Here is an 18,801-nt window from a genome sequence, read left to right as displayed (position 1 = left end):
CACTTGTCCGCTCAAGTCATCGCGATTGACGCAATGGGCGGGGACTTCGGTCCCCGCAGCATTGTTCAGGCCAGTCTCGCTTGCCTGTCTGCTACGCCCTCGTTGCATCTGACCCTTGTCGGTCAACCCTCCCTTCTTGAAGAACTGATCCACGGCCAGTCGGCTGCCGATCGCGCGCGCCTGACGATTGTCCCGGCCAGCGAAGTCATCACCATGGACGAAAAACCTGCTCAGGCCCTGCGTGGCAAGCCGGATTCGTCGATGCGCGTTGCGCTGGGGTTGCTGCGCGATGGCAAGGTGCAGGCCTGTGTCAGTTCCGGCAATACCGGTGCGTTGATGGCGTTGTCGCGATTCGTGCTGAAGACGCTGCCGGGTATCGACCGTCCGGCCATGGTCGCGGCGATTCCGACGCAGAAGGGTTATTGCCAGTTGCTCGATCTGGGTGCCAACGTCGATTGCAGTGCCGAGCATTTGCTGCAGTTTGCGGTCATGGGTTCGGTCGCTGCGCAGACGCTGGGCATTGCCCGTCCGCGGGTGGCGTTGCTGAACATCGGCACCGAAGACATCAAGGGCAACCAGCAGGTCAAACTGGCGGCGACGCTGTTGCAGGCGGCGCGCGGGATCCACTACATCGGTTTCATCGAAGGCGATGGCTTGTATCGCGGTGAGGCCGACGTGGTGGTATGTGACGGTTTCGTCGGCAACATCCTGCTTAAATCCAGCGAAGGCCTGGCGACGATGATTGCCGCGCGGATCGAGGCCTTGTTCAAGAGAAACCTCGCTTCTCGTGCGGTGGGTGCTGTGGCGCTGCCGTTGATGAAGCGGCTGCAGGCCGATCTGGCCCCGGCGCGACATAATGGCGCAAGCTTTCTCGGCTTGCAGGGCATTGTCGTGAAAAGCCACGGATCGGCCGGGGTGCAGGGTTTTCAGAGCGCGATTCAACGGGCGCTGATCGAGATCCAGGAGAACCTGCCCGAGCGTCTCCACGGTCGTCTGGAGGATTTGTTGTCTTAGGCGTTTTCGTCGGACAATGCTTAAATGTGACCGCCCGGTTCAAAGGGCCATCCAAACTGTCAGTTTCTGGCGTCCCGAGCGGGACGTTATTTTCCGACGACAAGATCATTAGGGGCTTGTTACATGTCTGCTTCCCTCGCATTCGTCTTTCCAGGACAGGGTTCGCAGTCCCTCGGCATGCTGGCCGAGCTGGGCGCGCAACATCCGCTGATCCTCGAAACCTTTCAAGAAGCCTCTGCTGCACTGGGTTACGACCTGTGGGCGCTGACCCAGCAGGGCTCGGAAGAGCTGCTCAATCAAACCGACAAAACCCAACCGGCCATTCTGACCGCTTCGATCGCCCTGTGGCGTCTGTGGCTGGCCGAAGGCGGCGCACGTCCGGCCTTTGTCGCCGGTCACAGCCTCGGTGAGTACAGCGCGCTGGTCGCGGCCGGCAGCCTGACTCTGGCTGACGCGGTCAAGCTCGTCGAGCGCCGTGGCCAGTTGATGCAGGAAGCGGTGCCGGCCGGGCAGGGCGGTATGGCCGCCATCCTCGGCCTGGAAGACGCCGACGTGCTGGCTGCCTGCGCCGAAGCGGCGCAAGGCGAAGTCGTCAGCGCGGTCAACTTCAACTCACCGGGCCAGGTTGTGATCGCTGGTGCAAAGGCTGCTGTCGAGCGCGCCATTGAGGGTTGCAAGGCTCGCGGTGCCAAGCGCGCCATGCCGTTGCCGGTGAGCGTGCCGTCGCACTGCGAACTGATGCGCCCGGCTGCCGAGCGCTTCGCCGAATCCATCGCCGCCATTGACTGGCAGGCGCCGCAGATCCCGGTGGTGCAGAACGTCAGCGCGCAAGTGCCGGCCGATCTGGAAACCCTCAAGCGCGATCTGCTGGAACAACTCTACAAGCCGGTGCGCTGGGTTGAATCGGTACAGACCCTGGCGGCCAAGGGCGCCACGAATCTGGTCGAATGCGGCCCGGGCAAAGTCCTTGCCGGCCTGAACAAACGTTGCGCCGAAGGCGTTTCGACTTCCAATCTCAATACCCCAGACGCCTTCGCTGCCGCTCGCGCAGCGCAGGCCTGAATCAGGAGAAACTTGCATGAGTCTGCAAGGTAAAGTTGCACTGGTCACCGGTGCAAGCCGCGGTATCGGCCAGGCCATCGCGCTGGAACTGGGTCGTCAGGGCGCCATCGTTGTTGGCACCGCGACCTCCGCGTCGGGCGCCGAGCGCATTGCCGCGACCCTGAAGGAAAACGGTATCCAGGGCGCCGGGTTCGAACTTAACGTCACCAGCGACGAATCGGTCAGCGCCGTGCTGGCAGGCATTCAGGAACAGTTCGGTGCGCCAGTGGCGATTCTGGTCAATAATGCCGGCATTACCCGCGATAACTTGATGATGCGCATGAAAGACGACGAGTGGTACGACGTGATCGATACCAACCTCAACAGTCTGTATCGCCTGTCCAAGGGCGTTTTGCGTGGCATGACCAAGGCGCGTTGGGGTCGAATTATCAGTATTGGCTCGGTGGTGGGTGCCATGGGCAACGCCGGCCAAGTAAACTATGCAGCCGCCAAGGCCGGTCTGGAAGGTTTCAGCCGGGCGATGGCGCGTGAAGTCGGTTCGCGTTCGATTACGGTCAACTCGGTAACCCCAGGGTTCATCGACACCGATATGACCCGCGAGCTGCCTGAAGCACAGCGTGAAGCCTTGCAGACGCAGATTCCGCTGGGTCGTCTGGGACAAGCTCAAGAGATCGCGTCCGTGGTCGCTTTTCTTGCATCCGACGGTGCGGCATATGTTACCGGGGCTACAATCCCGGTGAACGGTGGGATGTACATGTAAGTAAAATGTGACGGATTGCTTCAAAAAAATGTCATACGAGCTGTCTAAAATCCGTTATAAAGCTGCAATCTATTTATAGGCAGAGGGCCGCAGGGTTTGAGGAGTGAAGCTTTCAGTTGAAAAGCTGAAAAGCATTTCTATACACTTACCCACTGGCCAGCTGCCTGAATTTGTCCATTAGGAGTGAAAACAAGGTATGAGCACCATCGAAGAGCGCGTCAAGAAAATCGTTGCCGAGCAACTGGGTGTTAAAGAAGACGAAGTGGTCAACACCGCTTCCTTCGTAGAAGACCTGGGTGCCGACTCCCTTGACACCGTTGAGCTGGTGATGGCTCTGGAAGAGGAATTCGAGACCGAAATCCCTGACGAAGAAGCTGAAAAGATCACTACTGTACAAGCTGCAATCGACTACGTTACCAGCCACCAGGCGTAATAGTTTGTAATCGTTGCTTGCTGTCATGGAAAAACCGCACTGCCATCATGGCGTGCGGTTTTTTCTTTAGGCCTGATGCAAAATCGTCATTTGAAAAAGGAGAGTGCTGTGTCGCGTAGACGCGTCGTAGTCACCGGTATGGGTATGTTGTCGCCACTGGGCACGGATGTGCCGAGCAGTTGGCAGGGCATTCTGGCTGGCCGCAGTGGCATTGGTCTGATCGAACACACCGACCTTTCTGCCTATTCGACCCGCTTTGGCGGTTCGGTCAAAGGCTTCAATGTCGAGGAATACCTGTCGGTCAAGGAAGCGCGCAAGCTCGACCTGTTCATTCAGTACGGCCTCGCCGCAGGCTTTCAAGCCGTGCGCAACGCCGGTCTGGAAGTCACCGACGCCAACCGTGAACGCATTGGCGTGGCCATGGGTTCGGGTATCGGCGGGCTGACCAACATCGAAGAAACCAGTCGCACCCTGCACGAGACCGGCCCTCGGCGGATCTCTCCGTTTTTTGTGCCTGGCTCGATCATCAATATGATTTCCGGGTTCCTGTCCATCCACTTGGGCGCTCAGGGACCCAACTACGCCATCGCCACCGCGTGCACCACCGGTACGCACTGCATCGGCATGGCGGCGCGCAATATCATGTACGACGAAGCCGACGTGATGATTGCCGGTGGCGCGGAAATGGCCGCCTGCGGTCTGGGTATGGGCGGCTTCGGCGCGTCCCGTGCGCTATCGACCCGCAACGATGAGCCGACCCGCGCCAGTCGTCCATGGGACAAGGGCCGTGACGGCTTTGTGCTGTCCGACGGCGCTGGCGCTCTGGTTCTTGAAGAACTTGAGCACGCCAAGGCCCGCGGCGCGACGATCTACGCCGAGCTGATCGGTTTCGGCACCAGCGGCGATGCGTTCCACATGACCTCACCACCCGCTGACGGCGCCGGCGCCGCGCGCTGCATTACCAATGCCCTGCGCGACGCGAAGATCAATGTCGATCAGGTGCAGTACATCAACGCCCACGGCACCTCGACTCCGGCCGGCGACCTCGCTGAAGCCAATGCGATCAAATCGGTGTTCGGCGACCACGCCTATAAGCTGGCGGTCAGCTCGACCAAGTCGATGACCGGCCACCTGTTGGGTGCGGCGGGTGCGGTCGAGGCGATCTTCAGCGTGCTGGCGATCAACAGCCAGGTGGCGCCGCCGACCATCAACCTCGACGAGCCGGACGAAGGCTGCGATCTCGATTTTGTGGCGCACACCGCGCGCAACATGGACATCGATGTCGTGCTGTCCAACTCCTTCGGTTTTGGCGGCACCAACGGCACCCTGGCGTTTCGCCGGTTTGCAGGCTGATGGACAGCTGGGTCGACGGTCAACCGGCTGACGCGCTGTCGCTGAAAGACCGCGGCCTGGCTTACGGCGATGGTCTGTTCGAGACCATCGCCGTGCGGGCTGGCCAGCCGGTCCTGCTGGATCGGCACCTGACGCGCCTGGCCGATGGCTGTTCGCGTCTGGCCATCGCTACCGATTTCGAGCTGATTCGCCATGAGCTACTGAGCTATGCGGCAGCGATGAGCGAGGGCGTGCTCAAGCTCATCCTCACCCGTGGTGACGGTTTGCGCGGTTACGCGCCCGATCCTGCGGCCCAGGGCCGACGTATCCTGCAAGGCAATCCGCCGGCGGCTTACCCCGCTGCACATACCGAGCACGGCATCCGCCTGTTTCCCTGCAGCACTCGTTTGTCCACGCAACCGTTGCTGGCCGGGCTCAAACACCTCAATCGACTGGAACAGGTTCTCGCCCGCGCCGAGTGGCAGGACAACGAGCATGCCGAAGGCTTGATGCTCGATCAGGCCGGGCGTGTCGTTGAAGGCGTGTTCAGCAATATTTTTCTGGTGCGCGACGGTGGTCTGGTCACCCCGGACTTGAAACGCTGCGGCGTCGCCGGCGTGATGCGCGCTGAAATATTGTTTCAGGCCGAGTCATTGGCCATCCCCACGCAAATCGCCGACATCAGCCTCGAACAGCTGCAATGGGCCGATGAAGTATTTGTCTGCAACAGCGTTTATGGCGTCTGGCCGGTACGCGCTTGTGCCGCGCTGAGCTGGCCGGTTGGCCCGCTCACCCGTAAACTGCAAACCATTGCCCGCGCGCTACTGGATGCTTGATTCGTGAGACGTAAATTTTTGCTGCTGCTGGAAACCGGACTGGTTCTGGCAGGGCTGCTGTTGGGCGCCAGCGCCTGGAAGATTCATTCCGCACTGGAACAGCCCCTGAACATCACGCAGGAACAACTGCTGGATGTGCCGAAAGGCTCTACACCCACCCGTACTTTCCTTGAACTCGAAACCGATGGCCTCATCAAGGACGCGTTCTGGCTGCGGGTCTACTGGCGCTTCAACCTCGCCGACACGCCGATTCACAGCGGCGAGTACCGCATGCAGCCGGGCATGACAGTCAATGGCCTGATCGATTCGTGGAAGCGCGGCGATGTGGTTCAGTACAGCCTGACCTTGGTTGAAGGCTGGAATTTCCATCAAGTGCGCACCGCGCTCGCCAGGGACGACAAGCTCGAACAGACCCTCAACGGTTTGAGCGACAGCGACGTCATGGCCAGGATCGGCCACAAGGGGCTGTTCCCGGAAGGCCGGTTCTTCCCGGACACCTATCGGTTCGTGCGTGGCATGACAGATGCCGAACTGCTGAAAAAGGCCTTTGACCGTCTCGACGAAGTTTTGGCCAAGGAATGGGCGCAGCGTTCCGCCGATGTGCCTTACACCGAACCCTATCAAGCGTTGATCATGGCCTCGCTGGTCGAGAAGGAGACCGGCGTACCGCAGGAGCGCGGGCAGATTGCCGGTGTGTTCGTGCGGCGGATGGCGCTGGGCATGCAGTTGCAGACCGATCCGACGGTGATTTATGGCCTCGGCGATCGCTACACTGGCAAACTGACCCGGGCGCACCTGAAAGAGCCGACGCCCTATAACACTTACGTTATTCCCGGTTTGCCACCGACACCGATTGCGATGGTCGGGCGCGAAGCGATTCACGCTGCGCTCAACCCGGTGGAAGGCAGCAGCCTGTATTTCGTCGCCCGTGGCGATGGCAGCCATGTGTTCTCCGATGATCTGGATGCGCACAACAACGCAGTGCGCGAATACCAGCTCAAGCGCCGTGCCGATTACCGTTCCAGCCCGGCACCGGTGAGCACCCCGCAAACAGCGCCGGCAACCGATGACGCGGTTCCGGCGGCCTCGCCGAACACCGCGCCCGGGTCGCTGCCGCAGGTGCCGCCGCAAGAGCCTGCGCCAGACGCCGCCGAACCGCAGAACGCGCAATGACTTTGATGAAGGAACGCCCGTGACTGGCTTGTTTATTACCCTTGAAGGCCCGGAAGGCGCGGGCAAGAGCACCAACCGCGAATACCTCGCCGAGCGCCTGCGCGCCGCCGGTATCGAGGTGGTGCTGACCCGCGAGCCCGGCGGCACGCCACTGGCCGAGCGGATTCGCGAGGTGTTGCTGACCCCGGCCGACGAAGTGATGCACCCGGACGCCGAGCTGCTGCTGGTGTTTGCCGCGCGTGCGCAGCATCTGGCCGAGGTGATTCGCCCGGCGTTGGCCCGTGGCGCCGTGGTGCTGTGTGATCGCTTCACCGACTCGACGTACGCCTATCAGGGCGGCGGTCGCGGCTTGTCGCTGGAACGCATCGCCACTCTGGAAACCTTTGTGCAGGGCGACCTGCGGCCGGATTTGACGCTGATTTTCGATCTGCCTGTGGAAATCGGTCTGGCCCGCGCCAGTGCCCGTGGGCGACTGGATCGCTTCGAACTGGAAGGCCGGGAGTTTTTCGAGAGCGTGCGCAATGCGTTTCTGAAGCGCGCTGAGGCCGATCCTGCACGCTATGTGCGTATCGATGCCGGTCAGCCCTTGGCCAAGGTGCAACAGTCGCTGGATACCTTGCTGCCGAATTTGCTGGAGCTGGCCCGTGGCTGAGGCCTACCCATGGCAGGCCAGCCTCTGGCAGCAACTGGCCGGACGCGGTCAGCATGCTCACGCGTATCTGCTGCACGGTCCGGCCGGGATCGGCAAGCGTGCGCTCGCCGAGCGTTTGATGGCCAGCCTGCTGTGCCAGCGCCCGACGCCTGAGGCGTGCGGCGAGTGTAAATCCTGCCTGCTGCTCAAGGCCGGCAGTCATCCGGACAATTACATTCTGGAGCCGGAAGAAGCGGACAAGGCGATCAAGGTCGATCAGGTTCGTGATCTGGTCAGTTTCGTAGTGCAGACTTCGCAGTTGGGCGGGCGCAAAGTGGTGCTGATCGAGCCGGTCGAGTCGATGAACATCAACGCCGCCAACGCCTTGCTGAAAAGCCTCGAGGAGCCGTCCGGCGATACCGTTCTTTTGCTGGTCAGCCATCAGCCGAGCCGTTTGTTGCCGACCATCAAGAGTCGGTGCGTGCAGCAGGCCTGCCCGTTGCCGGGTGAGGCGATGAGCCTGGAGTGGCTGGCCGGGGCGCTGCCGGAGTGCTCGGAAGAAGAGCGCATCGAACTGCTGACGCTGGCCGCCGGGTCGCCGCTGATGGCGGTCAGCCTGCAATCGCAGGGTGTGCGTGAACAGCGCGCGCAAGTGGTCGAAGGTGTGAAGAAGCTGCTCAAGGGGCAGCAGTCGCCGACACAACTGGCCGAAGAATGGAAAAGCATTCCGATGCTGCGCCTGTTCGACTGGTTCTGCGATTGGTCGAGCCTGATCCTGCGCTATCAACTGACACAGGACGAAGCCGGCCTGGGCTTGCCCGATATGCGCAAGGTCGTGCAGTACCTGGCGCAGAAAAGCGCACAGGGCAGAGTGCTCGATATTCAGGACTGGATTCTCGCCCAACGCCAGAAAGTGCTGAGCAAGGCCAATCTCAATCCGGCTCTGCTGCTGGAAGCTTTATTGGTGCAATGGGCGGGATTGCCTGGTCAAAGATAAGGATGTGTACCTAGACTCTGAAGATCAGCAGTGGAGGTGACCATGATCGAACCTGTCAGCCCGGGGCCGCGTAACGGCATCTTGTCTCTGACCATCAAGGACAAGGCAGTGCTCTACGCCGCCTACATGCCGTTCATCAAGAATGGAGGCCTGTTTATCCCGACCAACAAAAGCTACAGGTTGGGCGACGAGGTGTTCATGCTTTTGCACCTGATGGATGAAGCGGAAAAGATTCCGGTTGCCGGTAAAGTCGCCTGGATCACCCCCAAAGGCGCACAAGGCAATCGTGCCGCCGGTGTCGGCGTGCAATTCAACGACGGCGACGACACTGCCCGCAGTCGCATCGAAACTCATCTGGCCGGAGCGCTGAAATCCGACCGTCCCACTCATACGATGTAAGTTGCAGCCCTTTTTATGCTCGTAGATTCCCATTGTCACCTTGATCGTCTCGACCTCGCCGCCCATGACGGCTCGCTGGATGCCGCACTCGATGCGGCGCGTCAGCGCGGAGTCGGACACTTTCTGTGCATCGGCGTCAGCGCCGACAACGCGGCCGACGTCAAAGCTCTTGCCGAGCGCTATGACGATGTCGACTGTTCGGTCGGCGTACATCCGCTGGATGTGCAGCCGGGCGCGGCTCCGGCGCTGGACTGGCTGCTGCATGAGCTCGATCACCCGAAAGTGGTGGCGATCGGTGAAACCGGTCTCGACTATCACTACGAGCCGGAAGCGGCCGAGTTGCAGCAGGCATCGTTTCGCCTGCACCTGCAAGCGGCGCAGCAGACCGGCAAGCCGGTGATCATTCACACTCGCGGCGCCCGTGCCGACACCCTCGAACTGCTGCGCGAAGCGGCGCTACCCCAGGCGGGTGTGTTGCATTGCTTCACCGAGGACTGGGACATGGCCAAAGCGGCGCTGGACATGGGCTATTACATCTCCTTGTCGGGCATCGTCACATTCCGCAACGCCGACGCCCTGCGCGATGTGGCGAGCAAAGTGCCGGCCGATCGCCTGCTGGTGGAAACCGACTCGCCGTACCTGGCGCCGATCCCGTATCGCGGCAAGCCGAACCTGCCGCAATATGTGCGCGAAGTCGCGGAATTTCTGGCGATGTTGCGCGGTGAGAACTACGAGCGTTTTGCCGAGCAGACCACGGAAAACTTCAAGCGCCTGTTTCCGTTGGCTCATGTAAAAGCCTGACCTGCAAAAGGCTGGGTGTCCTCAAATTGCAGGCAAAAAAAACCCGGGTTCTGGGGGGTGAATCCGGGTTAAGACCATTAGGAGTAAAACAAAGGTACGCGGTCCGTTGGTACCTTTACCGGCACGACACTTGGGGGAGATGTCGCCCGACAGTTCAAGTATTGATCAGTCTGGCGTGCAGTCCAGTGAGCCGGTCGGGGTTTTTAAACAAATTTGGAATACGTTTGCTTCAGTTGAGTTCTCATTACGCCCAAATCGTTCTCAAAATGAACAAGAAACTCAGATTTGGTCGATGAACCGTGCTTTTTTGTGCAAGTTAGGCATAATACGCGGCTTCGAATTTTGACCCATCAGACCTTTTTCTTATGCATAAAGAACCTCGTAAGGTCCGTGAATTTCGTCGCCGCGAGCAGGAAATTCTCGATACCGCGCTCAAGCTGTTCCTCGACCAAGGTGAAGACAGTGTCACCGTCGAGATGATTGCTGATGCCGTGGGTATCGGCAAAGGCACGATCTACAAGCACTTCAAATCCAAGGCCGAGATCTACTTGCGCCTGATGCTCGATTACGAGCGCGATCTGAACGAGCTGCTGCATTCGGCCGATGTCGACAAGGACAAGGAAGCGCTGTCCCGCGCCTACTTCGAATTCCGCATGCGTGACCCGCAGCGCTATCGCCTGTTCGACCGCCTCGAAGAGAAAGTGGTCAAGGGCAATCAGGTGCCGGAGATGGTCGAGGAGTTGCACAAGATTCGTGCCTCGAACTTCGAACGCCTGACCCTGCTGATCAAGGGCCGCATCAGCGAAGGCAAGCTCGAAGACGTGCCGCCGTACTTCCATTACTGCGCATCCTGGGCGCTGGTGCACGGCGCGGTGGCGCTGTATCACTCGCCGTTCTGGAGCAATGTGCTGGAAGATCAGGAGGGTTTCTTCCAGTTCCTGATGGACATCGGCGTGCGCATGGGCAACAAGCGCAAGCGCGATCCGGAAACGCCGAGCACTTGAGCCATTCAGCAGGCTGATTGCGCCATGTTTGCGCTTCATGGCGCGTTAACGCAGGAATATACTCAGGCATAGGGCTTGCTAAAACCTGATTTCTCAGTCAAGTTTTGCTCGCTCGATTTTCTTCCGCCGGAGTGATTCATGATCGTTGACCGTCAAGGCAGGCGTTTTCGCAACTTGCGTATCAGCCTGACCTCTGCCTGCAATTACGCCTGTACCTACTGCGTGCCCAACGGCAAGCGGCTGGTGGCTGCGCAGGACGAGCTGTCGGCCGAAGCCATGGCGCGCGGTGTCGAATATCTGATTGAAGCGGCCGGCATCGAGCGCCTGCGTATCACCGGCGGCGAACCGCTGGTCAGTCCCAAGCTCGAATCCTTCATGAGCGCCGTCGGCCAGATGGGCCTCGACGACATCAGCCTGACTACCAACGGTCAACTGCTCAGCAAAAAACTGCCGCTACTGGTGGACGCCGGTCTGCGCCGGATCAACGTTTCCCTCGATACCCTTGATGCCGTTGCCTTCCGCAGCATTGCCAGGGGCGGCGATCTGGCCAGCGTGCTGGATGGCATGGACAAGGCCGCTGCAGCGGGGATGAAAATCAAGGTCAACATGGTGCCGTTGCGCGGGCAGAACCTCGATCAGGTCATGCCGCTGCTCGATTACTGTCTGGAGCGTGGCTTTGAGCTGCGGTTCATCGAACTGATGCGCATGGGCCACCTGGCCAAGGATTCCAACGCCTTTTTGCAGCAATTCGTCAGCCTCGAGCAGTTGCTTGGCCTGATTGGCGAACGTTATGAATACGCTCAGACCGACGCGCCAGTGGACGCCACAGCCGTACGCTATGCGATCGCCGGGCGTGGCAACTTCGGTGTGATCGCCAACGAAAGCGTACCGTTCTGCCGGACTTGCTCGCGCTTGCGCCTGTCGTCGACGGGATGGCTGCACGGCTGCCTGTCGTCGAGCAACCGCCACTATGTCGGCGACCTGCTCGACAAACCGCGGCATCAGGCGTTGCCGGCGCTCCAGGGTTTGCTGGTCAAGGCGCTGGGCGACAAGCAAGAAGTGGCGTTTTCCGGTGGTGCGACGGTCATGAAAATCATCGGTGGCTGATTAATCGCCTTCGCGAGCAAGCTCGCTTCCACATTTGGAATGCATTCCAATTGTGGGAGCGAGCTTGCTCGCGAAGGCGATCTATCCAGAGACGAAAATCCCGAGCTGGCGCAAAAGCTGCATCCAACGGCCATTCGCCGGTTTTCCGACACCGGCTTCTGGAGGAATAGGATGCGTAGCCTGGTTTTGCTGCTGGCCGTTTTGGCGCTTGGCGGCTGCATGAATGTCAGCGATATGGCCGAAGGCACTCGTTATCACATGAGCGATGCGGGGCTTCTGGATCATAGCGACAGCCGCCGGGTGAACAATTTCCGTATTCAGCCGGACTCGTTCATCTACATCGCCCAAGGCGCGTTCGCGCCGCCGGGCGGTTCCTACCCACGGCCGAACGTGGTTGCCGAAGAAGCCTTCAAGGGCTTTGTCGAATATTTTCCGATGGTCCGCCGCGCCCGTGCTCCGGAAGGTCTCGACCAGGCGATGGGTGAAGCCCGCGATGCCGGCGCGCATTACCTGCTGTACACGCGTTTCGCCAAGGCTGATGACCGTATCGGCAACTCTGACGAGTGGCTGGACCAGGAAGCCGTGGACCGTCTCGGCATCGACGGCGGCGTGATTCAGATCATGTTGATCGAGACCAGCACCCAGTATTTGATTGATACTGCACGGATCAAGAGTCGTGGCGGTTTACTGACGTTCCATGACTCCAAACCCGAAGACCTCATCGGTCCGCCACTGGCGCAGTACGCACGCAGCCTGCTGGGGATCGGCTACCAGTAATCAAGGAGTACGCCATGAGTGGCCCGCAAACAGCCAATGACCTGCTGGGACAGATCCCCAAGACCAAAGGCCTGCCGCCGGTGCATTTATGGAATCCGGATTTTTGCGGCGACATCGACATGCGCATCGCCCGCGACGGCACCTGGTATTACCTGGGCACGCCGATCGGGCGCAAGCCGATGGTCAAACTGTTTTCCACCATCATCCGCCGCGACGGCGATGATTATTTCCTGATCACACCGGTCGAGAAAGTCGGGATCAAAGTCGATGACGCGCCGTTCGTGGCGATCGCTGTGGAGGTGGAAGGCGAGGGGGAGGCACAGGTTCTGCGCTTTATCACCAACGTCGAGGAAACCAGCGAGGCGGGGGCTGAGCATCCGATCCGCGTCGAGATCGATCCTGTCACTCAGGAGCCAGCTCCCTATGTGCATGTACGCAGCAATCTTGAAGCGTTGATTCACCGCAATGTGTTCTATCAATTGGTGGAATTGGCGGTGAGCCGCGAGATCGATGGCCAGCGCTGGCTCGGCGTGTGGAGCGGTGGCGAATTCTTTCGCATTGGCCTCGAACCCTGACACAAAATCAAAATGTGGGAGCGAGCCTGCTCGCGAATGCGGTGTATCAGTCGCAATCAATGTTGACTGACACGACGCTTTCGCGAGCAGGCTCGCTCCCACAATGGTTTATGCCGGTATCAAAATCCGATTGACTGTTATTCGTATGATGATTAGCGTACACCTCCATCGCGATTTGCCTTGAGGTGTCCATGTCCAGCAGCTTTCATGCGTCAACCGTTGACTGGCTGGGCAGTTGGATTGCTGCTGGCCAGGTCAAGCCGGGGCAGACCATCAAAGTCGAGGCGGATCTGGGCGAACAGCTCGGCGTCAGTCGCACGGTGATTCGCGAAGCAATCAAAACCCTTGTGGCCAAAGGCATGCTCGAAGTCGGGCCGAAAGTCGGCACCCGGGTGCTGCCGGTACGACGCTGGAATCTGTTCGATCCGCAGGTGGTCGGTTGGCTGTCGCGCAACGGTTTACCGGAAAATTTCGTCGATGACCTGTTGGACTTGCGCCGCACCATCGAGCCGATGGCGGTACGTTGGGCCTGCGAGCGCGCGACTCCAGAGCAGATCGAGGCGGTGCAACTGGCCTTCAACGCCCTTGAACGAGCCGTCGACAGCGGTGTCGATTACAACCGCGCCGACCAGGCTTTCCACGAATGCATTCTCGCCGCCAGCCATAACCAGTTCATCGAACAAATGGTCCCGGCCCTCGGCGCGTTGCTTGCGGTGTCATTCGAAGTGTCCGCCGCCGACCCCGATGAACTGCGCCGCACCTTGCCGATCCATAAAGACATGGCTGATGCCATTGCGGCGCGCGATTCCACCCGTGGCGTCTGGGCGTGCATGACCTTGATCGACAATGCCGATCTGGCGATAAAACGTTTTTACCCCAAGGTCGTGGCCGACAGAAAAGCCAGCTAGGCCACAGCCCCCCTGTGGGAGTGAGCCTGCTCGCGATAGCGGTGGTTCAGTACCAATGATGTCGCCTGATACACCACTTTCGCGAGCAGGCTCGCTCCCACATTGAACACAACAAGAACATGAAGGATTCCAGATGACCTGCACCGCCCTGACCCAACACCGCGCGCAACTCGGCGAAGGCCCGTTCTGGGACGCGCCGACCCAAGCGCTGTACTGGGTCGATATCGCTGGCAAACAAGCGTTGCGCCTGATCGGTCAGAACGTGCAGATCTGGCAGATGCCCGAGCACATCTCCGCCTTCATTCCCTGCGCCAGCGGCGATGCGCTGGTCACTTTGAGCAGCGGTGTCTACCGGCTCGATCTCGATTCTCCTGGCCTGGAACCACGGCTGACGCTGTTCTGTGTTGCCGACCCGCAACCGGGCAATCGCCCCAACGAAGCCCGTTGTGATGCGCAGGGCCGCTTGTGGCTGGGCACCATGCAGAACAACATCGGCGAGCACGGTGAGGATCTGCCCATCGTGCGCCGCTCCGGTGGCCTGTTTCGCATTGATCCCGATCAGCGCGTCACACCGCTGCTGTTTGGTCTGGGCATTCCCAACACCTTGCTGTGGAGCGATGACGGCACCTCGTTGCTGTTCGGCGAAAGTCTCGACAGCACGCTCAATCAATATTTCATCCGCACCGATGGCAGTCTCGATGCCCCGCAGGTGTTTTACAAATCCGAGCAAAACGGCGGCCCCGACGGCTCGGCAATGGACGCCGAAGGCTACGTGTGGAACGCGCGTTGGGATGGCAGTTGTCTTCTGCGCCTGTCCCCGGACGGGCAGGTGGATCGCAAAATCGATCTGCCGGTCAGTCGCCCGACCAGCTGCGTATTCGGCGGCGAGGATTTGAAAACCCTGTACATCACCAGCGCAAAAAGCCCGCTGAATCATCCGCTCGATGGTGCCGTGCTGACCATGCGCGTCGACGTTGCAGGAAAACTCTGTACGCGCTTTTCTGGTTAGATCCCAAAATATGGGATGCAAAATTATATATTGAGATTATTTGGCGGTCGGGTTTATAGTCGGCTCCAGCAGTAACACGCACTCACACTTAAAAAGAACAAAACAGGTGAAGTGATGCAGCGAATTCTTGTCGCCCGCTCAGGCGGGATCCGCCTTTCGTCACGGCTCAATGCCGTTGGCGACGCTTGCCTGTTTCTTTTCCCAAGCCGTGAATACCGGACATCGACCGATGCTCGGTTTTTTTGCGCCTGTGCGCAGGAGGCCTGAGCCATGGCTGAAGCGCTGACATTGCGACCAGTGCCGCCACCGCCGAAAGGCGAGCGCCTGAAAAACAAGGTCGTGCTGCTGACCGGGGCCGCTCAGGGCATCGGCGAAGCGATTGTTGCAGCCTTCGCCTCGCAACAGGCCAGATTGCTGATCAGCGATATCCAGGCCGACAAGGTCGAACAGGTCGCCGCCCATTGGCGCGAGCAGGGCCATGACGTGCATGCGCTGAAGGTCGATGTGTCGAATCAGCAGGACCTGCATGTCCTCGCCAGGCGCGCCGTGGCGATGCATGGGCGCATCGATGTGCTGGTCAACTGCGCCGGAGTCAACGTGTTCCGCGATCCGTTGCAGATGACCGAAGAGGACTGGCATCGCTGTTTCGCCATCGATCTGGACGGCGCCTGGTATGGCTGCAAAGCCGTACTGCCGCAGATGATCGAGCAGGGTTTTGGCAGCATTATCAACATCGCCTCGACCCACTCCAGCCACATCATTCCCGGGTGCTTTCCGTACCCGGTGGCCAAGCACGGCTTGCTTGGCCTGACTCGCGCGCTCGGCATCGAATACGCGGCCAAAGGTATTCGCGTCAACGCCATCGCGCCGGGCTACATCGAAACGCAGCTGAACGTCGATTACTGGAACGGTTTTGCCGATCCGCACGCCGAGAGGCATCGCGCCTTCGACCTGCACCCGCCCAAGCGCATCGGCCAGCCGCTCGAAGTGGCGATGACCGCGGTGTTTCTGGCCAGCGATGAAGCGCCGTTTATCAACGCGTCGTGCATCACGATCGATGGTGGTCGCTCGGTCATGTACCACGACTGAATTGAACGGATTTCCAGCGCTGAACTACGCTTGAAATCCAATCATCATACGATATGACTATTTTTAACCAGCTGTACCGAGATCAGCGTCATGACACTCAACCCTGTGGCAAGGGAGCTTGCTCCCGCTGGGCTGCGAAGCAGCTCTGGTCGCAAATGCAGTATTTCAGTAATACCGCATTCGCCGGATTTACGACTGCTGCGCAGCCGAGCGGGAGGTAGCTCCCTCGCCACACACGCTTTTCAAACCTTGCTCAAAAAAAATAACAAGGAGTCATCTGATGAAACGTCGTTTTGGGATTCGTACCCTGTGCAGCACTGCCCTGGCGGTCACTGCGTTCAGCCTGAGCAGTGCGCTGCTCGCCGCCGATGCGGTGAAGATCGGTTTTCTGGTCAAGCAGGCCGAAGAGCCGTGGTTCCAGACCGAATGGGCTTTTGCCGAAAAAGCCGCCAAGGACAAGGGCTTTGAACTGATCAAGATCGCCGTGCCCGATGGCGAGAAAACCCTCTCGGCCATCGACAGCCTGGCGGCCAATGGCGCTAAAGGCTTCGTGATCTGCCCGCCGGACGTGTCCCTCGGCCCGGCGATCATGGCCAAAGCCAAACTCAACGACCTCAAGGTGATTGCCGTGGACGACCGTTTCGTCGACGCCAACGGCAAATTCATGGAAGACGTGCCGTATCTGGGCATGGCCGCATTCGAAGTCGGCCAGAAGCAGGGCGCCGCCATGGCTGCAGAAGCGAAGAAGCGTAACTGGGAGTGGAAAGACACCTACGCGGTAGTCAACACCTACAACGAGCTCGACACCGGCAAGAAGCGCACCGACGGTTCGGTCGACGCGCTGAAAAAGGCCGGCATGCCGGAAGACCACATCCTCTTCGCCGCGCTGAAAACCCTCGACGTCCCGGGCAGCATGGACGCCACCAACTCGGCGCTGGTGAAACTGCCCAGTGCGGCGAAGAACCTGATCATCGGCGGCATGAACGACAACACCGTGCTGGGCGGCGTGCGCGCTACCGAAGCGGCCGGGTTTGCCGCAGCCAACGTGATCGGCATTGGCATCAACGGCACCGACGCTATCGGCGAGCTGAAAAAGCCCAACAGCGGCTTCTTCGGTTCAATGCTGCCAAGCCCGCACATCGAAGGCTACAAAACCGCCGAGATGATGTACGAGTGGATCACTGCCGGCAAAGAACCGCCGAAGTACACCGCCATGGATGACGTCACCCTGATCACCCGTGAAAACTTCAAGCAAGAGCTGGAAAAAATCGGCTTGTGGAACTGATGCAGCGACGGCCCGGGCAGCCGGGCCGTTTTTCGGTGTGAAGAGGTGGCTTTATGCACGCGCAAGTACAAACACAAGAACAACACAGCGCCAGCGGCAGCTTGCGCTTTAACGGGATCGGCAAGACCTTTCCCGGCGTTAAGGCGCTAGATGGCATCAGCTTCGTCGCTCACCCCGGCCAGGTTCATGCCTTGATGGGCGAGAACGGCGCCGGCAAATCGACCCTGCTGAAAATTCTCGGTGGCGCCTACATTCCGAGCAGCGGTGAACTGCAGATCGGCGAGCAGGCGATGGCGTTCAAGTCCACCGCCGACAGCATCGGCAGTGGCGTCGCCGTGATTCACCAGGAGCTGCACCTGGTCCCGGAAATGACCGTGGCCGAGAACTTGTTTCTTGGCCATCTGCCGGCCAGTTTCGGTCTGATCAATCGCAGTGAACTGCGCCAGAAAGCCTTGAATTGCCTCAAAGGTCTGGCGGACGAGATCGACCCGCAGACCAAAGTCGGCCGCTTGTCGTTGGGCCAGCGGCAACTGGTGGAAATCGCCAAAGCGTTGTCTCGCGGTGCTCACGTCATCGCCTTCGACGAACCGACCAGCAGCCTCTCGGCGCGCGAGATCGACCGCTTGATGGCGATCATCGGCCGCCTGCGCGATGAGGGCAAAGTCGTGCTCTACGTGTCCCATCGCATGGAAGAAGTGTTCCGCATCTGCGACGCCGTCACCGTGTTCAAGGATGGCCGCTACGTGCGCACATTCGAGGACATGAGCCAGTTGACCCACGATCAACTGGTGACCTGCATGGTCGGCCGCGACATTCAGGACATCTACGATTACCGCCATCGCCCGCGCGGCGCGGTGGCGCTGAAGGTCGACGGTTTGCTCGGCCCGGGCCTGCGCGAGCCGATCAGTTTCGAAGCGCACAAGGGCGAAATCCTTGGCCTGTTCGGGCTGGTCGGGGCAGGGCGCACCGAGCTGTTTCGCCTGCTCAGCGGCCTGGAACGCAACACTGCTGGCCGCCTTGAACTGCGCGGCCATGAGCTGAAACTGCGTTCGCCCCGTGATGCAATTGCTGCCGGCATTCTGCTCTGCCCGGAAGATCGCAAGAAGGAAGGCATCATCCCCCTGGCCAGCGTCGCCGAGAACATCAATATCAGTGCGCGCGGTGCGCATTCCGGGCTTGGCTGTCTGATTCGCGGTTTGTGGGAAAAGGGCAATGCCGACAAGCAGATCAAGGCCCTGAAAGTGAAAACCCCACACGCCGGACAGCAGATCAAGTTCCTTTCCGGCGGCAACCAGCAGAAGGCCATTCTGGGTCGCTGGCTGTCGATGCCGATGAAGGTTTTGCTGCTCGACGAACCGACGCGGGGCATCGACATCGGCGCCAAAGCCGAGATCTACCAGATCATCCATAACCTGGCGGCCGACGGCATTTCGGTGATCGTGGTGTCCAGCGATCTGATGGAAGTGATGGGCATTTCCGACCGCATCCTGGTGCTGTGCGAAGGCGCCCTGCGCGGCGAAGTGAGCCGCGACCAGGCCAACGAATCCAACCTGCTGCAACTGGCTTTGCCACGCCACCGCGCTGACGGCGTGGCGAACTGAGAGGTGAC

20 protein-coding genes are annotated in these 18,801 nt (G+C 60.0%); all 20 read left to right on the top strand.

The genetic code is table 11. The features are described from left to right. Positions 1-3 precede the first annotated feature (3 nt). The 20 genes from plsX (at position 4) to araG (ending at position 18,793) form a co-directional block, all read left to right on the top strand. The gene (gene plsX, locus VNV36_RS24535) at positions 4-1,014 is read left to right on the top strand and encodes a phosphate acyltransferase PlsX (protein WP_325721457.1); all 1,011 of its coding nucleotides are present in this window, start codon (positions 4-6) and stop codon (positions 1,012-1,014) included. Between the two features lie 123 nt (positions 1,015-1,137). Then, positions 1,138-2,076, top strand: a complete 939-nt coding sequence (gene fabD, locus VNV36_RS24530; protein ID WP_325721455.1) for an ACP S-malonyltransferase — start codon at positions 1,138-1,140, stop codon at positions 2,074-2,076. 16 nt (positions 2,077-2,092) lie between these two features. Then, positions 2,093-2,836 (top strand): 3-oxoacyl-ACP reductase FabG, encoded by a 744-nt coding sequence (fabG, locus tag VNV36_RS24525; RefSeq protein ID WP_016770989.1) that lies wholly within the window; start codon positions 2,093-2,095, stop codon positions 2,834-2,836. Between the two features lie 196 nt (positions 2,837-3,032). Then, on the top strand, positions 3,033-3,269 hold the full coding sequence (acpP, locus tag VNV36_RS24520) for an acyl carrier protein (protein WP_005892238.1): 237 nt from the start codon (positions 3,033-3,035) through the stop codon (positions 3,267-3,269). Positions 3,270-3,377: 108 nt separating this feature from the next. Further along, positions 3,378-4,622 (top strand): beta-ketoacyl-ACP synthase II, encoded by a 1,245-nt coding sequence (gene fabF / locus VNV36_RS24515; protein ID WP_038860467.1) that lies wholly within the window; start codon positions 3,378-3,380, stop codon positions 4,620-4,622. Continuing rightward, positions 4,622-5,437 (top strand): aminodeoxychorismate lyase, encoded by an 816-nt coding sequence (gene pabC, locus VNV36_RS24510; protein WP_325721448.1) that lies wholly within the window; start codon positions 4,622-4,624, stop codon positions 5,435-5,437. Before fabF ends, pabC begins: the two co-directional genes overlap by 1 nt. Before the next feature lie 3 nt (positions 5,438-5,440). Next, a complete protein-coding gene (gene mltG / locus VNV36_RS24505) occupies positions 5,441-6,610 on the top strand; it encodes an endolytic transglycosylase MltG (RefSeq protein ID WP_325721446.1) in 1,170 nt (389 codons plus the stop codon). Between the two features lie 19 nt (positions 6,611-6,629). Beyond that, positions 6,630-7,262, top strand: coding sequence for a dTMP kinase (gene tmk / locus VNV36_RS24500; RefSeq protein ID WP_325721444.1), 633 nt, complete (start codon positions 6,630-6,632; stop codon positions 7,260-7,262). Next, positions 7,255-8,238 (top strand): DNA polymerase III subunit delta', encoded by a 984-nt coding sequence (locus tag VNV36_RS24495; protein ID WP_325721442.1) that lies wholly within the window; start codon positions 7,255-7,257, stop codon positions 8,236-8,238. Before tmk ends, VNV36_RS24495 begins: the two co-directional genes overlap by 8 nt. 42 nt (positions 8,239-8,280) lie before the next feature. After that, the gene (locus VNV36_RS24490; RefSeq protein WP_325721440.1) at positions 8,281-8,637 is read left to right on the top strand and encodes a PilZ domain-containing protein; all 357 of its coding nucleotides are present in this window, start codon (positions 8,281-8,283) and stop codon (positions 8,635-8,637) included. A gap of 15 nt (positions 8,638-8,652) precedes the next feature. Further along, positions 8,653-9,438 (top strand): TatD family hydrolase, encoded by a 786-nt coding sequence (locus VNV36_RS24485; protein WP_325721438.1) that lies wholly within the window; start codon positions 8,653-8,655, stop codon positions 9,436-9,438. Between the two features lie 365 nt (positions 9,439-9,803). Next, a complete protein-coding gene (locus VNV36_RS24480) occupies positions 9,804-10,442 on the top strand; it encodes a TetR/AcrR family transcriptional regulator (protein WP_016770981.1) in 639 nt (212 codons plus the stop codon). A 138-nt stretch (positions 10,443-10,580) separates the two neighbouring features. After that, a complete protein-coding gene (locus tag VNV36_RS24475) occupies positions 10,581-11,549 on the top strand; it encodes a GTP 3',8-cyclase MoaA (RefSeq protein WP_325721436.1) in 969 nt (322 codons plus the stop codon). 171 nt (positions 11,550-11,720) lie between these two features. Next, entirely contained in the window at positions 11,721-12,326 is a 606-nt protein-coding gene (locus VNV36_RS24470; RefSeq protein WP_325721434.1) for a DUF4823 domain-containing protein, read from the top strand. Positions 12,327-12,340: 14 nt separating this feature from the next. Further along, complete coding sequence (locus VNV36_RS24465) at positions 12,341-12,901, top strand: DUF1285 domain-containing protein (protein ID WP_325721432.1); 561 nt, start codon at positions 12,341-12,343, stop codon at positions 12,899-12,901. Between the two features lie 191 nt (positions 12,902-13,092). Continuing rightward, positions 13,093-13,809, top strand: coding sequence for a FadR/GntR family transcriptional regulator (locus VNV36_RS24460; RefSeq protein ID WP_325721430.1), 717 nt, complete (start codon positions 13,093-13,095; stop codon positions 13,807-13,809). A 133-nt stretch (positions 13,810-13,942) separates the two neighbouring features. Then, complete coding sequence (locus VNV36_RS24455) at positions 13,943-14,818, top strand: SMP-30/gluconolactonase/LRE family protein (protein WP_325721428.1); 876 nt, start codon at positions 13,943-13,945, stop codon at positions 14,816-14,818. 270 nt (positions 14,819-15,088) lie between these two features. Then, positions 15,089-15,907: an SDR family oxidoreductase gene (locus tag VNV36_RS24450; protein WP_325721426.1), complete on the top strand. Its 819-nt coding sequence runs from the start codon at positions 15,089-15,091 to the stop codon at positions 15,905-15,907. Positions 15,908-16,187: 280 nt separating this feature from the next. Beyond that, on the top strand, positions 16,188-17,192 hold the full coding sequence (locus VNV36_RS24445; protein ID WP_325721424.1) for a substrate-binding domain-containing protein: 1,005 nt from the start codon (positions 16,188-16,190) through the stop codon (positions 17,190-17,192). A gap of 53 nt (positions 17,193-17,245) precedes the next feature. Beyond that, complete coding sequence (gene araG, locus VNV36_RS24440; protein WP_325721422.1) at positions 17,246-18,793, top strand: L-arabinose ABC transporter ATP-binding protein AraG; 1,548 nt, start codon at positions 17,246-17,248, stop codon at positions 18,791-18,793. The last annotated feature ends 8 nt before the right edge of the window (positions 18,794-18,801 follow it).

The sequence above is a fragment of the Pseudomonas sp. genome, from assembly GCF_035554175.1.
Taxonomy (GTDB): domain Bacteria; phylum Pseudomonadota; class Gammaproteobacteria; order Pseudomonadales; family Pseudomonadaceae; genus Aquipseudomonas.
The sequence above is the reverse complement of the archived record's forward strand: the minus strand, read 5'-3'. Positions and strand labels throughout refer to the sequence as shown.

What these genes read in the sequence shown, in the direction of transcription:
- fabD (WP_325721455.1), top strand. Translation starts at nt 1,138, where the DNA reads ATGTCTGCTTCCCTCGCATTCGTCTTTCCAGGACAGGGTTCGCAGTCC.
- VNV36_RS24460 (WP_325721430.1), top strand. Translation starts at nt 13,093, where the DNA reads ATGTCCAGCAGCTTTCATGCGTCAACCGTTGACTGGCTGGGCAGTTGG.
- VNV36_RS24450 (WP_325721426.1), top strand. Translation starts at nt 15,089, where the DNA reads ATGGCTGAAGCGCTGACATTGCGACCAGTGCCGCCACCGCCGAAAGGC.
- VNV36_RS24455 (WP_325721428.1), top strand. Translation starts at nt 13,943, where the DNA reads ATGACCTGCACCGCCCTGACCCAACACCGCGCGCAACTCGGCGAAGGC.
- acpP (WP_005892238.1), top strand. Translation starts at nt 3,033, where the DNA reads ATGAGCACCATCGAAGAGCGCGTCAAGAAAATCGTTGCCGAGCAACTG.
- fabG (WP_016770989.1), top strand. Translation starts at nt 2,093, where the DNA reads ATGAGTCTGCAAGGTAAAGTTGCACTGGTCACCGGTGCAAGCCGCGGT.
- VNV36_RS24490 (WP_325721440.1), top strand. Translation starts at nt 8,281, where the DNA reads ATGATCGAACCTGTCAGCCCGGGGCCGCGTAACGGCATCTTGTCTCTG.
- araG (WP_325721422.1), top strand. Translation starts at nt 17,246, where the DNA reads ATGCACGCGCAAGTACAAACACAAGAACAACACAGCGCCAGCGGCAGC.
- VNV36_RS24465 (WP_325721432.1), top strand. Translation starts at nt 12,341, where the DNA reads ATGAGTGGCCCGCAAACAGCCAATGACCTGCTGGGACAGATCCCCAAG.
- VNV36_RS24485 (WP_325721438.1), top strand. Translation starts at nt 8,653, where the DNA reads ATGCTCGTAGATTCCCATTGTCACCTTGATCGTCTCGACCTCGCCGCC.
- VNV36_RS24445 (WP_325721424.1), top strand. Translation starts at nt 16,188, where the DNA reads ATGAAACGTCGTTTTGGGATTCGTACCCTGTGCAGCACTGCCCTGGCG.
- VNV36_RS24470 (WP_325721434.1), top strand. Translation starts at nt 11,721, where the DNA reads ATGCGTAGCCTGGTTTTGCTGCTGGCCGTTTTGGCGCTTGGCGGCTGC.
- VNV36_RS24480 (WP_016770981.1), top strand. Translation starts at nt 9,804, where the DNA reads ATGCATAAAGAACCTCGTAAGGTCCGTGAATTTCGTCGCCGCGAGCAG.
- VNV36_RS24475 (WP_325721436.1), top strand. Translation starts at nt 10,581, where the DNA reads ATGATCGTTGACCGTCAAGGCAGGCGTTTTCGCAACTTGCGTATCAGC.
- pabC (WP_325721448.1), top strand. Translation starts at nt 4,622, where the DNA reads ATGGACAGCTGGGTCGACGGTCAACCGGCTGACGCGCTGTCGCTGAAA.